Raw genomic sequence first — 13,630 nt, 5'->3', positions numbered from 1 at the left:
CAAATGATTTTCACAGCAGACCGCCGCCGGCATCTGTGTTTTTGTACGGGCTGCGCCAGGGCCCGCAATTTGCAGTTGACGCATAAAATAGAGTGAGCTATAATAATCGGGATCTGCTTTTTAAGGGAGGAAGCGGAGGGAATAGTATAGCTATAGCGCCAGGTACCTTACCGGGAACGTGAAACAGACGAAAAATCTGATCCGGAAAGGTTAACGAGGTGGAGAGATGATCGAAGGATTCGGCGGGTGCTCTCCCATGCCGCCCGGGCGTGTATATATCGGAAAATATGCAGGCAACTGCAAAACAAAGCCGGTATAACCGGGACAGACAGGAAACTTGCAAAGGTAAATACAGGCAGCAAAAAGGAAGGCGGATCAAAAGGCGTGTCCCTTTGTTTGTGTACGCACTTTTGCCTGGATTTACCGGAAAGGAAAGAAATATGTGCGGAATTATTGGATATACAGGACCTCTGGAGGCAAAGGAGGTTCTCTTAAACGGCCTTTCAGGTCTGGAATACAGGGGCTATGACAGCGCGGGAATTGCCTATTTTGACGGAGAATCCAAGCTTCGTCTCATTAAGAAAAAGGGAAAGGTGGCTGTTCTGAAGGAAGCAGTGTCAGGAGACAGAGAAACCTCTCACTGCGGAATCGGCCATACACGCTGGGCTACCCATGGCGGTGTTACCGATGAAAACGCCCATCCCCACCGTCAGGGAGGCGTAACCCTGATCCATAACGGGATCATAGAAAATTATCATAAGCTGACGGCGGATTATGGCCTTGAGGGTCTTTTGAGATCTCAGACGGACAGCGAGGTGGCTGCCGGCGTTCTGAATGTTTTCTATGAACGGTTTGGGAATGACCCTTTGATTGCCATTCGCCATTTTGTCAGAGAATTAAAGGGATCATACGCCTTCTGCATCCTCTTTGACGACCGTCCGGGGGAAATATATGCAGTGCGCAGCGTAAGCCCTCTGGTGGCTGCCTATACTCCCTCAGGGGCCATGGCTGCTTCAGATCTTACGGCTCTTATTCCTTATACGAAAGAATACTTCGTGGTCCCGGAAAACCATATCGTGCGCCTCACTCCCTATAAGATCAGGGTTTATGATATGGAATATAACCGGGTAGAACCAGAGATGCTGGCTGTCAGCTGGAATGTGGACGCCGCTATGAAAAACGGCTACCCCTATTTTATGCTGAAAGAGATCCACGAGCAGCCGGAGGCGCTTAAAAACACGATTCTCCCCCGCCTGAATAAAGGAATCCCAGACCTGACAGACGACGGGATCCCCGATGAAATCTTAAAAGGCTGCAGCCGGATCCAGATTGTGGCCTGCGGCACGGCCATGCACGCGGGAATGGCTGCCAGGGCTTTCTTGGAACCAGTGCTGCGTCTGCCTGCCGCAGTTTCCATCGCCTCGGAATTTAGATATGAGACACCGCTGATTGACGAGCATACTCTGGTTCTTGTGATTTCCCAGTCCGGCGAGACCATCGACACATTGGCAGCCATGCGTCTGGCCCGATCCTGCCATGCTCCTACCATTGCCGTGGTCAATGTAAAGGGTTCTACTATCGCAAGGGAAAGCGACTATGTATTTTATACCCATGCAGGGCCTGAAATCGCTGTGGCCAGTACCAAGGCCTACTCCGTACAGCTGGCCTCCCTCTATCTGATCTGCTGCCGCATGGCCTATGTAAGAGGTGTCTATGACAATATACAGGCAGCAGAGTTTGTAAAAGCGCTTTTGGAGTCAGCCCCTGCCATGGAAACCGTGATCCGCGGCCACGAAATGATTCGAGAGGCCGTGAGCCCGCTGATTCACAGCCGTGACGCCTTTTTCATTGGCCGGGGTCTGGACTATACATTTTCACTGGAAGGCGCCTTAAAGCTGAAGGAGATTTCTTATATTCATGCGGAGGCATATGCGGCCGGTGAACTGAAACACGGCACCATTGCCCTGATTTCCGATCAGGTTCCGGTGATCGCCATTGCCACTCAGGAGCATATTTTTGCAAAAACTATTTCCAATGTCAGGGAGGTAAAGGCCAGGGGAGCCTATGTGATCCTTCTTACCAAAGAAAGCGCCATGGTGGAGGACGGACTGGCAGACCTGCATATCCGTATTCCTGAGATTGCAGACCGTTTCACCGTATTTCCCATTGCTGCCGTGCTGCAGCTGATTGCATACTATGCTTCTGTAGGAAAGGGGTTAAACGTAGATCAGCCCAGGAATCTGGCAAAATCCGTTACGGTGGAATAAAAAGAATACGGACGCAAAAAAGCTTTCCCGGAAGGCCGGGCTGTAATATCCGGCCGCCCTTCCTGGGAAGCTTTTTCATCAAATGTCATGGGACAGGAATCCTATTTGCGGTTCTTCCACTGCTGTTTTAGCTTTGCGAAAGCCAAAATAGCCTCAACCGCTCCATCAGGACCTACAGAGCTGCTGTTTAAACACAAATCATAGCTTCTTGGATCTCCCCAACGCTTGTTGGAATAGTAATTGTAGTAGCTGGAACGTTTCTTATCAGTCTTTACGATCACTTCCTTGGCCCTATCTTCATTCAGATTGTACAGAGTTTTGATCCGTTCCAGCTTATCCTTCTCATCTCCTGCGATAAATACGCTGACTACATTGGGATAATCCTCCAGTGCGTAGTCAGCACACCGTCCGATGATCACGCAGGATTCCTCGTCTGCCAGTTTCTTGATGGTATCGAACTGAGCGAGGAATATCTTGTGGTTAATAGGCATATCGGAGTAGCCTGCCGCTGCATAGCCCATAGAGTAAGAATCCATTACCAGAGAATATAAAAAGCTGCTGGTGGGACGCTCGTCATGTTTCTCGAATAATTCCTGACAAAGTCCGCTGTGCTTTGCTGCCTGTGAAAGAAGTTCTTTGTCATAACACTTAACCCCCATCTTTTCCGCCAGCTTTTCTCCGATCAATTTTCCGCCGCTGCCACTTTGTCTGCCGATCGTAATAATAAGATTTCCTGACATTCTACATACCCCTTTCTCTGGCCTCGCACAGGAACGAAACCGTCCACTGATCTCTCTGCCATGTAGATATTATAACTCAAAAATTCAGAAAAGTACACAGAAATATACAAAAAAAATAAAAAATGCAATACGTTATTAGACAAGAGTGATAAAAACAGACAATTGTGTCTAATTGCAAACGTTTCCGTTTTTTAGGGCAGCGTTCGCAGAAGCTTACTAAAATAATCAGGAAGGGGGGCTGAAAACTCCATATAGGCTCCGGTTCTTGGATGAATAAAACCAAGAACGCCCGCATGAAGGGTCTGGCCGGTCAGCCCAGGTACCGGACATCTGGCCGGGCCGTAAACACAGTCGCCTAAGAGGGGATGGCGGATGCTGGCCATATGAACCCGTATCTGATGCGTCCGCCCGGTTTCCAGCCGACATTCTACATGGGTAAAATCCTTAAAACGGGTCAATACCTTATAATGAGTTACCGCGGGCTTTCCATTGTTATAGTTGATGCTCATTTTTTTTCGCTCTACAGGGTGACGGCCAATGGGGGCGTCGATGCTTCCCTCATCTTCTTTTATGACCCCATGGACAATGGCCTGATACCGCCTGGTGATGGAATGTTCCTTTAACTGGGCTGCAATGGAATTGTGCGCCATATCATTTTTACAGACAATCAGGACTCCAGTAGTGTCCATGTCGATCCGGTGAACGATCCCCGGCCTCAGAACGCCGTTGATACCCGAAAGATTGCCCAGACAGTGGTACATCAGGCCGTTTACCAGTGTATGGGAATAGTGCCCCGCTGCGGGATGAACCACCATTCCCTTTGGTTTGTTGATCAGGATCACATCATCGTCCTCATATAGGATATCAAGCTCCATAGCCTCCGGCTCAATCTCCGGCTCTACGGCCTCAGGAATATCCATGGAAAGAACATCCTCATCCTCTACTACATAGCTGGCTTTTACAGTCTTTCCGTTTACCAGGACGCGGCCCTCCTTTAACAGCTTCTGGATATAGGAACGGCTCAGCTGTCCGGCTGTGTCAGCCAGATATTTGTCGATCCGCACCCCGCCCTCCTGTTCGCCTACATAGATATCCTGTTTCAAGAGTCCTGCTCCTTTCCCGCTTTTCTGCCCGGCTGGAAACAGGCCAGATCCTCGTCGCTGTAATAGAACATCACCAGGATTACCAGACAGAAGGCCGCTATGGTTACATAGCAGTCTGCTACATTAAATACGGGAAAATCAATAAGGCAGAAGTAGAGAAAATCTACCACAAAACCCTGTGAAACCCGGTCGATCATATTTCCAACAGCTCCAGCGGCTACTAACATCAGACACACAGCCAGAGGACGGTATCTTTTGTCCTCTGGCATCCGCCACATCATATACAGAATGGCCGCCAGCACCACAGCGGCGATGAAAAAGAAAAAAATCTGCCGGTTCTGCATCATGCCAAAGGCGGCGCCCCTGTTTTCAAGATAGGAAAGTTCAAATACGCCCTTGATTAAAACAAAAGGCTCCTGTCCTTTTAAATAGTGGACGGCCAGGCCCTTAGTCCACTGGTCCAGCCCCACCAGGATCGCAAAGCCGATGAAAGAGCTTACCAGAAGGGAACGTCTTTTTGAGTTCATATTGTTGCTCCTTTTTGTAAAATTTAAATACAGAAACTTCCTTAAACGGAGACGGCATCAAAGCCGGCCTGTATCTCCTGCTCTGTCAGAGTGCAGTCTGCATAGGCTTCCCCGATTTTTTTTAAGAGTATAAATTTCACGGATCCGGAATCCATCTTTTTGTCGCTCTTCGTTGCCTGGTATACTGCATCCCAGCTAAGTCCGTTTACGGTCACAGGGATCCCAAAGCGTTCCATGGTTTCGCGTATATCCATCTCCTCCTGCCAGGTAAGTAAGCCTTTTAAATGGCAGATCCTGGCAGCCGCCACGCATCCCAGCCCCACACAATGGCCGTGGAGCAGGGAAAAATCCTTCAGCTTTTCCACCGCATGGCCCAGAGTATGGCCGAAGTTCAGATAAGCCCGTTCTCCCTGCTCGGTAGGATCCTTTTCCACCACTGCTTTTTTGATTTCATTGCTCCAAAAGACCATTTCCCGGCATACAGAAAGATCACGGGCCATGATGGCGTCATGGTTGTCCTTCAGCCACTGATAGTAGGCTTTATCACGGATCAGCCCATGTTTTATCACCTCACCCATGCCAGAGGAAAACTGCTCTTTCGGCAGCGTCAGAAGGGCTTCCAGGTTTGTATATACCAGTCGTGGCATATGAAAGGCCCCCACCATGTTTTTATAGGCGTCAAAGTCTACGCCCGTCTTTCCGCCGATGCTGGAATCCACCTGGGACAGCAGGGTGGTGGGAATTTGGATAAAATCAATTCCCCGAAGATAGGTGGCTGCTGCGAAGCCACAGAGATCTCCAGTGACGCCACCTCCCAGAGCAGCCAGCATATCCTTGCGGTCAAAATGTTCTCTAATCAGGTGCTCATAGAGCTCCTTTACCGTGTTCAGGTTTTTATTTTCCTCTCCTGCCGGGAAAATAAAAACAGATATTTTGCTGCAGCACTGGGAAAGAACTGCTTTTACCTCTTCCAAATACAGCGCAGCCACATTGGAATCCGTAACGATACAAATTTTGTGATCCCTGAGAGCAAAGGCTTCCATTTCTTTTTTTAGACCATCAAAGGACGTTTTCATACAGATATCATAAATGGGATCGCCATTCCTGCATATGGTTAATCGATCTGTCACTGCTGTTTTCCTCCTGTTATCATGGATGTATGCCCGGATGACCAAAAATCCGGGAGCAAACAGAAAAACGGGGGCTGCTGCCGGAAATGAACTCTTCCGATCGCAGCAGCCTCCGTGATCTGTTTGCCTATGTAATTAGATCCGGATAGTCATACCGGACATATCCATGCCAGATACCTCACCGGCAGCCAGCATATCCTGAAAATCTCCGGATAACTCAACCGAATTTGGCGTAACGATAAAAATATAGTTGGAAATCCGCTGAAGGTTTCCATCCATGGAATAAGCGGCCCCAGATACAAAATCAATGATCCTCTGGGCTACTTCCATATGAATCCCTTCCATATTGAGGACAACTGCTTTTCCGGATAACAGGTAATTGCAGATATCCTTGGAACTTTCCATGGAGGTAGGCTTTACCATCGTTACCTCCATGCCGGAACGGCGCATAGGCACTACCTTTGGGGTAGGACGTCCTGAAAAACGCGATCTTTCCTGCGGTTCTTCATAATCATCCTCATCTGTATTATTCCTTCTTGAGAAAAAGCTCTTTTTGGGAACCTCTTCTTCAAAGTCATCGTCCAGGTAGTAATCCTCATCATCCTCATCGGAATTTAATCTCATGGTATTCATCAGCGTACCTAACAGACTCATTTTACTCTCTCCATTTCCTCTCTATCGGCGCGTCTTACACGGCGCCGTAATGACGTTCACCGAAAATACCGGTGCCGACCCTTACCATGGTAGCGCCTTCTTCAACAGCGACCTCATAATCTCCAGTCATTCCCATAGAAAGCACATCCATAGTAACATTATCAATGTTTTTCCTGCCTATGTCAACAGCAAATTGATATAATTTTTTAAAAATTGTCCGATTTTCTTCTGGATTCTCAACAAAAGGTGCAATCGTCATAAGCCCGCGTATATGGACGTGGGAAAACTGACTGATATGACGGATGGCCGCTTCTGCCTCCTCCATAAAAAAGCCATATTTGCTCTCTTCCTTTGCCACATTGATTTCAAGAAGAATCTGGGCGTCAAGTCCTTTTTTTGCAGCCTCAGCCTCGATTTGTTCTGCCAGACGAAGTGAATCGACAGAATGGATCAGAGCCGCCTTTTCAAGAACCTGATGTACCTTGTTGCGCTGCAGATGACCGATCATGTGCCAACGAGTGTCTCCTGGAAGATTTGAATGTTTGGCCAGGATCTCCTGAACCTTGTTTTCTCCGAACTCTCTGGCCCCGGCTTCATAGGCTTCCATAAGCATGGGAACCGGCTTTGTCTTGCTTACTGCGATCAGCGTTACCTCGCTTTCGTCCCTTCCTGCCCGTCTGCAGGCAGCCCGAATACGTTCTCTGACTATTTCCAGATTTTCCTTTATTTCTGACATATGCTCTCCTCCTGTTTGAAATGCAGTCATCCGAAAACGCTGCCTTTTTGTGGTTTGACGAATAAAATCACTGGTACAGGATCTGTCCCTCTGTGACCAGAGACGCGTCCATTACAATGTGGTCATATACGGAAAGTCCGTAGCCGCTGCCCTGTTTGATTGTGTAATACTCACTGTTGGAGTCCAAAATTTCGATTTCCTTAAAAACTGTATAGCCTTTATTGATGTTGTATACACCCTTTAAGGCCTTGGTGCTGCCAATCTGGTAACGTTCCTGTGAATCCGGTTTTACGATGTAATCGCCTGCCTTTAAAGGCCCGTCATCACTGACTGCAACATAGCAGAACTCGTCATCGCTGAAACCGATATCAATGGGCGTAAAGACTGCGTTTGTTCCGCTAGCATCGTAAACCTCCTTTGTGACGCCATTATCTGTACTGTCGCCGCCCAGAGTGACATAATCCTTAGGGATCTGATAGAAATTTTTCTCTGTAACTGCGCTTACAGGGATCTTAAGCCCACGCGCCTGATCCTGCCGGATCTCAAAGCTTACAAAACGGTCTGTGATAAATTGGGCCATATATTTGCTAAAGTCCAGCCTGCCGAAGGAAGAGCCATCTTTTCCTGTAAAGATGGAGAAGGCGGCTTGAGTCTCAATGCTGTGGTCTTTAAACTCTACGGTCAGGGAAGACTTGTCCTGATACAGGTTTTTATCTTCTTCCGACAGCGGAAAAACGATGGACCAGTTTTCAGAAGATGCAATCTTGTAGACAGGTGAGCCGCTTTCAATCAGATCTCCGGATTTACGGAGGTTTTTTGTATAAGAGGAGCGGTTAAAGGATGCCATCTCCACATCCTCCGGCTTCAGGCTCTCATAAGAATCAAAACCGTAAGATACTACTCCGGATTGGGGAGAAGTAACCTGTTCAAAAACAACGCCGGATTCCTTGGCAATCTTATCTAACTGATCCAGGGCACTGAAACTGGAATACTCCATCACGGCAGCCTCCAGGGCATAACGGGCGTCGTAGATAGCTCCAAAATTCTCATCGGAACGGGCAAGGACAAAGGAGGACAGCTGCTTTTTTAAGTCAGACAGATTCTCGTCGCTTAATGACTGCTCCCCCTCACTGTTCTCCTTTAAAAGGGAGTCCAGACGGCCGGTTTCATCCAGAGAATAGATTCTGGCTCCCACAGACGCCCTTTTTCCTTCTCTCAGATAGTAATTGACATAACCGCTGTTTTCCGCATTGTAGATCTGTTCCTCACGCAGAATCAGCCCTGTGTAGGGACGGTCATTTACAATGCTGCCCTCCGCCACCTCATAAAATTGTATTTTATCGTGTCCCATATAGATGAAGATATTGATCAGCAGATACAGAAAGATCACGCCGAAGATAAGCCTGCCGATATCTGCGCGGGGGCGTCTGTAGGGTATGATTTTCCGGTTTTTCTTGCGCTTTTTACTGGCCATGGAATACAGGCTCTCCTTTTTTCAATCTTATTCGCAAAAAACAGCCTGCCGCACCAGGCAACATTCAAACCTTGTGCGGCAGGCAGCCTAAGTTCTGTCTGCTATTTTATCACAGAATATGTATCATTACAATGAAATAATCACGTCTCCCTTTGCATTTTCCGGAAGCTCATCGGCATCCAGAGAAATACTTAATACAAAGGTTACATGGTATTTGTCACTGAGTTTTTTCAATGTCTCGTAGGTTTCGGAGATGTCCGCTCCCTCTAAGCACGCCAGCTTTAAGAAGCTGTCAAGATACATGGTTTCAAGATCGTGATCCTGGGAAAGAATACCGCAGATAAATCCTAAAAATCCTTCGCTGTGTGTGATCGGAAATTCATTCACATTGATAAGACGGATCCGGTTGTTTAACTCATACATATGCTGAGCGCTCTTATCCAGATAAACAACGGTACCGCTGGCTCCCTTGATTGCTGCATTGGCCATATCCAACAGATGTTTTGTCTTGCCTTTACCTTTTTTTCCTGCAATAATCTGAACCATACCTATCTCCTCCTTGAGTTATATATGTTGTATAAAAAATCAATTAAGATTATCTTGATTATAGTACAAATTCATGCGGAACGCAATCACTATTTGACGATTTTGGAAATTATATTTGTCATATTATCATAAAGATGAGGACGGCTGTCTGATTTCAGAACAACGGATATATAATTTCCGTCGGTGGCGTCATCCTTTGATGCTATGATCAGGCAGTAGCCTGCTGCTTTTGTAGTACCTGTTTTTCCGCCGAGGACAGTAACTCCTTGTGGCGTATCTCTCTCGCCTGTGATAAACTGGTTGCTGCACTTCCAGGTTTTTGATACGCTATCACCGGCTGCACTGGTGTAATTGGCAGTATAGGACTTTGTCTCTATGATCTCACGAAAGACCGGGTATTTGAAGGCCTCGTTAAAAATCAAATAAAGGTCATAAGCCGTGGTGTAGTGATTCTCTGAATGAAGGCCGTGAGGATTGACAAAATGGCTGTCAACCGCTCCCAGTTTCCTTGCCTCTTCGTTCATCTGGTCTGCAAAGGCCTCAATGCTGCCGTCCATATGAATCGCGATGGCAGCCGCAGCGTCATTCCCCGAAGGGAGCATAAGGCCGTAGAGGAGCTGCTCTAGGGTAAGCTTATCTCCTGGTTTAATGCCGCAGAGCGTAGCTCCCGGCTCGTTGATCACAGCATCTTCAGTAACCGTCACCGTATCCTCCAGATTGCCGTATTTAATGGCAATCAGCGCCGTCATCACCTTGGTGATGCTGGCCGGATACATAGTCTCAAAGGCATCCTTGCTGTAAAGCGTCTGACGGTTGTTTACATCAAAGAGCGCTCCCGCTTCGGATGTGATAAAACCAGGGTCGTAGGCGCTTTCATCTGTAACTACGCAAAGATCTGCCGCAAAACCATCTGTAAAATCTTTATCCGAATCAAGGTCAGAGACAAGTGCAGGCAGACGGCTGCTTAGAGAATAGGCGTCCGGCAGTCCCGCAGAACATCCCGAAAGCCCCAGAGACCCCGCCAGAATAAGAGCGCAGCAGGTCATGAAGTGCCCGTGTTTCATTATCTGTCAACCTCTCTCCACTCCATGTCGCCCCGGTCAAGAGCCTTAATCAACAGTTCTGCTGTAGCCAGATTGGTAGCCAGAGGAATGTTGTAGGTGTCGCAGAGACGAACCACATCATTGACATCCGGCTCATGAGACTTTGGCATCAGTGGATCTCTTAAAAAGATTACAAGATCCATATCGTTATGCTCGATCTGGGCCGCCAGCTGCTGGATACCGCCCAGATGGCCTGCCAGGTGCTTGTGGATGTTCAGATTGGCAACCTCTTCGATCAGCCTTCCAGTGGTTCCGGTGGCATACAGGGAGTGTTTGCTTAAGATTCCTCTGTATGCGATGCAGAAATTCTGCATCAGTTTTTTCTTTGCGTCATGTGCGATCAAGCCTATTGTCATATTCATAACCCTCCTTAGGATTTAGTAGTGTCGTGGTACCCGCTGCAGTCCCACATTCAGCACAAGGCCCATGCCGATAAAAATACTGATCAGCGAACTGCTTCCGTAACTGATAAAGGGAAGCGGAAGTCCTGTGTTGGGGAAAATGCCGGTGGCGACTGCGATATTGGCAAAGCTCTGAAACGCAATGAGCGTAGCCATACCGGTACACAGCAGCCGTCCGGACAGATCTTTTGCCCTGGCTGCCATCATAAGACATTCATATACAATCAGTAAAAACAGCACGATTACGATGACGCAGCCGATAAAACCAAGCTCTTCGCCGATGACGGCAAAGATGAAATCGGTCTGCTCCTCGGAAAGAAAGTTGCCGTTTTTTACAGATGCAATCGTAGTGTTGTATAGCCCTTTTCCTTTCAGCTGTCCGGATCCAATGGCAATAATGGAATTGTTCTGCTGATAACGCGCTTCTCCATACTGTTCAGGATAGAACCATGCCAGAATACGTCCGGCCTGATATTCCTTGATGAAAGGGATCATGCCGTGAAGCAGAAGGTAGACACAGGTGGACACCATGGGGATCACGGCTGCCAGGGTGCCTAAGATCCAGCGGTAACTGATGCCGCTGGCAAAGACGATGCCCAGCACGATCACCAGAGTCACAAGACAGGTGGAAAGGTTCGGCTGTTCAAAGATGAGCATGGCAGGAATTCCAAAGAGAACTGCCGCCAGTACCACGGTAGTGACCTTATCAATCTTTTCCTGATATTTCATAAAATACCAGGAAAAGGTGATGATGAGGCCGATCTTTACAAATTCGGAGGGCTGAAGCTGTCCCAGCACAGGCACCTCAATCCAGCGTCTGGCGTTGTTGACGGACTTGCCCCAGACCAGCACTGCCACCAGGCTTCCGATGCAGATCAGATAGATGACGGTGCTGAAATTTAATATCTTGTGGTAGTCTACCAGAGAAAGGCAGATGGCGATGGCCATGCCCACCAGGATGCCCAGCATCTGTTTTGTCACTGCTTCCGTGTCCATGTTGGTTGCGCTGCGCACTACCAGGATGCCGATCACGCTGAGAGCGGTCATATAGGCGAGGAGACGGAAGTTGTAATTTTTAAAATCGTAATCAAAAAGCATATCAGTAAAGCCCCTTATTGGAAATGGAGCGTATGGGTATATCTGCCTGGAGCACCGGCAGTCCCCGGCAGGAGCCGGAACCGTCTGTATCCATCAAAAGGCGGACATTATCCTTTTCTATCTCCATGTATTTGGAAATGACATGGATCATGTCATCTTTAATCATCCTTATAAGTTCCGGCGAACACCCTGCCTTGTCTGAGACAAGAAGAAGCTTCAGCCGGAATTTGGCTGTATCTTTGGAACTTCTGGTTTTCACTTTCTGCTCACCCCTCCTATGCCCGTTTGAGGACTCTGGCCAGCCTCACAAGGAAGCTTTCCGCCTCGCCCGGAGATTCAATGGGGATGTTCTGTCCCAGAAGCCTGCGGCATACATTAAGGTAAGCCCGTCCGGCTGCGGAACCCATACCGACCAGGGGTTCTCCCTGGTTGGTGGAGATCACAATATTCTCATCATCGGGAATGGCCCCGATGATGTCCACGGCCAGGATGTCCTGAACGTCTGCCAGAGACATCATGTCTCCCCTGCGGACCATATCCGCCCGGATCCGGTTTACCACAAGACCGATCTCTCCCATCCCGGTATGCTCCAGAAGTCCGATGATGCGGTCAGCGTCCCGGATGGCTGAGACTTCGGGTGTGGTGACCACAAGGGCCCGTCCCGCTCCGGCAATGGCATTGTAAAAGCCCTGCTCAATCCCTGCGGGACAATCAAGAAGAATATAGTCAAAGTCTTCCTTCAGATCCTCTGTCAGCTTGATCATCTGCTCCGGATTTACCGCAGTCTTGTCCCGTGTCTGGGCCGCAGGCAGAAGGTAAAGGTTTGGATATCTTTTGTCTCTTATCAGGGCCTGCTTCATACGGCAGTTTCCTTCTACCACGTCTACCAGATTGTAGACAATGCGGTTTTCAAGGCCCATGACCACATCCAGGTTGCGCAGGCCGATATCCGTATCGACCAGTACCACGCGTTTTCCCAGAACGGCCAGTCCTGTTCCCACATTAGCAGAAGTAGTCGTTTTGCCTACCCCGCCTTTTCCAGAAGTAATCACAATGACTTCACTCATATGGACCTCCTGAAAAGATTAACTTTACCTGTCTATTGTACATTAAATTTCGTGAATTTACCAGTATTTTTTTCCAATCAAGAAAAATTTAATACACTTAAACATAATTTTACATATATCAGCTAAATTCCCCAAAAAGGGACTTGTTTTTCACTGGACGGAAAACCAGTTCGCCATTTTCTGCCATGGCAATCATGGGGCCTCGGCCCAGCCTGCGGTGTTTTTCATTGACCGGACTTTGACAGCCGCCGATGCGCAGCTGAAAAGGAGCCATGGAAAATGCGAGGACTACTGCCCTGTCATTGCCGGAAAGTCCGGCTGTGACCGTGCCTCGAAGTTCTCCTAAAACGATCACATTTCCCTTGGCCGTGACTCTGGCTCCGTGCTCTACATCGCCGATCACGATTATACTGGCCTCAGATTCTAAAGTGTCTCCCCTGCGCAGGGTACCACGGTAAAACTGGCCGGTCTGTGAACTGAGCTCCATCAGTTTTTCATTCAGCGCCTTTTCGCAGCGTTCGATCCGCTGTGCATCTGTGTCTAGGAGACAGAGGATATCAATCTGGGAATTTTCCGTGATGGTGTTGACCACTGCCAGCTCCTGGGCCGGGGTCAGAGTACGCCCCTCCAGGGTAAGGGTCATCTGAACCGCCCCCCAGAATTTTGCACTGTCTTTAAATTTTTTTGCAACCGCCTCAAGAAGCTCCTCAAAGGGAAGCGAGGGATCAAGCAGCACGGTCATTCCAGCGCGGCTGCTTTTTATGACGATCCCATTATGCATCAT

General features: G+C 48.3%; 15 protein-coding genes. 1 reads left to right on the top strand and 14 read right to left on the bottom strand.

All coding sequences use genetic code 11. The features are described 5' to 3' along the window. Positions 1-440 precede the first annotated feature (440 nt). A complete protein-coding gene (gene glmS / locus HW447_RS00780) occupies positions 441-2,267 on the top strand; it encodes a glutamine--fructose-6-phosphate transaminase (isomerizing) (protein WP_176253415.1) in 1,827 nt (608 codons plus the stop codon). Positions 2,268-2,368: 101 nt separating this feature from the next. Here glmS and HW447_RS00775 read toward each other — a convergent pair whose 3' ends face one another. The 14 genes from HW447_RS00775 to HW447_RS00710 all read right to left on the bottom strand — a co-directional run bounded on the left by HW447_RS00775 (position 2,369) and on the right by HW447_RS00710 (position 13,627). Beyond that, a complete protein-coding gene (locus HW447_RS00775) occupies positions 2,369-3,007 on the bottom strand; it encodes a cytidylate kinase-like family protein (RefSeq protein ID WP_176253414.1) in 639 nt (212 codons plus the stop codon). A 191-nt stretch (positions 3,008-3,198) separates the two neighbouring features. Beyond that, the gene (locus tag HW447_RS00770; protein ID WP_176253413.1) at positions 3,199-4,110 is read right to left on the bottom strand and encodes an RluA family pseudouridine synthase; all 912 of its coding nucleotides are present in this window, start codon (positions 4,108-4,110) and stop codon (positions 3,199-3,201) included. Continuing rightward, positions 4,107-4,637: a signal peptidase II gene (gene lspA, locus HW447_RS00765; protein WP_176253412.1), complete on the bottom strand. Its 531-nt coding sequence runs from the start codon at positions 4,635-4,637 to the stop codon at positions 4,107-4,109. The genes HW447_RS00770 and lspA overlap by 4 nt, the downstream gene beginning before the upstream one ends. 41 nt (positions 4,638-4,678) lie before the next feature. Beyond that, positions 4,679-5,767: a 3-dehydroquinate synthase gene (gene aroB, locus HW447_RS00760; protein ID WP_176253411.1), complete on the bottom strand. Its 1,089-nt coding sequence runs from the start codon at positions 5,765-5,767 to the stop codon at positions 4,679-4,681. Between the two features lie 135 nt (positions 5,768-5,902). Further along, the gene (locus HW447_RS00755; RefSeq protein ID WP_176253410.1) at positions 5,903-6,421 is read right to left on the bottom strand and encodes a cell division protein SepF; all 519 of its coding nucleotides are present in this window, start codon (positions 6,419-6,421) and stop codon (positions 5,903-5,905) included. Between the two features lie 34 nt (positions 6,422-6,455). Next, positions 6,456-7,157, bottom strand: a complete 702-nt coding sequence (locus HW447_RS00750; protein WP_176253409.1) for a YggS family pyridoxal phosphate-dependent enzyme — start codon at positions 7,155-7,157, stop codon at positions 6,456-6,458. Positions 7,158-7,224: 67 nt separating this feature from the next. Beyond that, positions 7,225-8,631, bottom strand: a complete 1,407-nt coding sequence (locus HW447_RS00745) for an HlyD family efflux transporter periplasmic adaptor subunit (protein ID WP_176253408.1) — start codon at positions 8,629-8,631, stop codon at positions 7,225-7,227. 126 nt (positions 8,632-8,757) lie between these two features. After that, positions 8,758-9,177 carry a twitching motility protein PilT gene (locus HW447_RS00740; protein ID WP_176253407.1) on the bottom strand — a complete coding sequence of 140 codons (420 nt, stop codon included), beginning with the start codon at positions 9,175-9,177 and terminating at the stop codon, positions 8,758-8,760. 89 nt (positions 9,178-9,266) lie between these two features. Further along, a complete protein-coding gene (locus HW447_RS00735) occupies positions 9,267-10,241 on the bottom strand; it encodes a D-alanyl-D-alanine carboxypeptidase family protein (protein WP_176253406.1) in 975 nt (324 codons plus the stop codon). Next, positions 10,241-10,636: a methylglyoxal synthase gene (gene mgsA, locus HW447_RS00730; RefSeq protein ID WP_176253405.1), complete on the bottom strand. Its 396-nt coding sequence runs from the start codon at positions 10,634-10,636 to the stop codon at positions 10,241-10,243. Before mgsA ends, HW447_RS00735 begins: the two co-directional genes overlap by 1 nt. A 21-nt stretch (positions 10,637-10,657) precedes the next feature. Beyond that, entirely contained in the window at positions 10,658-11,779 is a 1,122-nt protein-coding gene (locus HW447_RS00725) for an FtsW/RodA/SpoVE family cell cycle protein (protein ID WP_176253404.1), read from the bottom strand. Position 11,780: 1 nt separating this feature from the next. Next, positions 11,781-12,038, bottom strand: a complete 258-nt coding sequence (minE, locus tag HW447_RS00720; RefSeq protein WP_176253403.1) for a cell division topological specificity factor MinE — start codon at positions 12,036-12,038, stop codon at positions 11,781-11,783. Between the two features lie 16 nt (positions 12,039-12,054). Next, positions 12,055-12,846, bottom strand: coding sequence for a septum site-determining protein MinD (gene minD / locus HW447_RS00715; RefSeq protein ID WP_176253402.1), 792 nt, complete (start codon positions 12,844-12,846; stop codon positions 12,055-12,057). Positions 12,847-12,964: 118 nt separating this feature from the next. Next, positions 12,965-13,627, bottom strand: coding sequence for a septum site-determining protein MinC (locus HW447_RS00710; protein WP_176253728.1), 663 nt, complete (start codon positions 13,625-13,627; stop codon positions 12,965-12,967). Between the last annotated feature and the right edge of the window lie 3 nt (positions 13,628-13,630).

This window comes from Enterocloster alcoholdehydrogenati (assembly GCF_013282095.1).
In the GTDB taxonomy this organism is placed as follows: domain Bacteria; phylum Bacillota; class Clostridia; order Lachnospirales; family Lachnospiraceae; genus Enterocloster; species Enterocloster alcoholdehydrogenati.
This window is presented reverse-complemented; position numbering and strand designations above follow the sequence as displayed.

Coding starts and splice junctions, on each gene's coding strand:
- mgsA (WP_176253405.1), bottom strand. CDS start 10,636: ATGACAATAGGCTTGATCGCACATGACGCAAAGAAAAAACTGATGCAG.
- lspA (WP_176253412.1), bottom strand. CDS start 4,637: ATGAACTCAAAAAGACGTTCCCTTCTGGTAAGCTCTTTCATCGGCTTT.
- HW447_RS00755 (WP_176253410.1), bottom strand. CDS start 6,421: ATGAGTCTGTTAGGTACGCTGATGAATACCATGAGATTAAATTCCGAT.
- HW447_RS00710 (WP_176253728.1), bottom strand. CDS start 13,627: ATGCATAATGGGATCGTCATAAAAAGCAGCCGCGCTGGAATGACCGTG.
- HW447_RS00775 (WP_176253414.1), bottom strand. CDS start 3,007: ATGTCAGGAAATCTTATTATTACGATCGGCAGACAAAGTGGCAGCGGC.
- glmS (WP_176253415.1), top strand. CDS start 441: ATGTGCGGAATTATTGGATATACAGGACCTCTGGAGGCAAAGGAGGTT.
- HW447_RS00725 (WP_176253404.1), bottom strand. CDS start 11,779: ATGCTTTTTGATTACGATTTTAAAAATTACAACTTCCGTCTCCTCGCC.
- minD (WP_176253402.1), bottom strand. CDS start 12,846: ATGAGTGAAGTCATTGTGATTACTTCTGGAAAAGGCGGGGTAGGCAAA.
- HW447_RS00745 (WP_176253408.1), bottom strand. CDS start 8,631: ATGGCCAGTAAAAAGCGCAAGAAAAACCGGAAAATCATACCCTACAGA.
- HW447_RS00750 (WP_176253409.1), bottom strand. CDS start 7,157: ATGTCAGAAATAAAGGAAAATCTGGAAATAGTCAGAGAACGTATTCGG.
- HW447_RS00735 (WP_176253406.1), bottom strand. CDS start 10,241: ATGAAACACGGGCACTTCATGACCTGCTGCGCTCTTATTCTGGCGGGG.
- HW447_RS00740 (WP_176253407.1), bottom strand. CDS start 9,177: ATGGTTCAGATTATTGCAGGAAAAAAAGGTAAAGGCAAGACAAAACAT.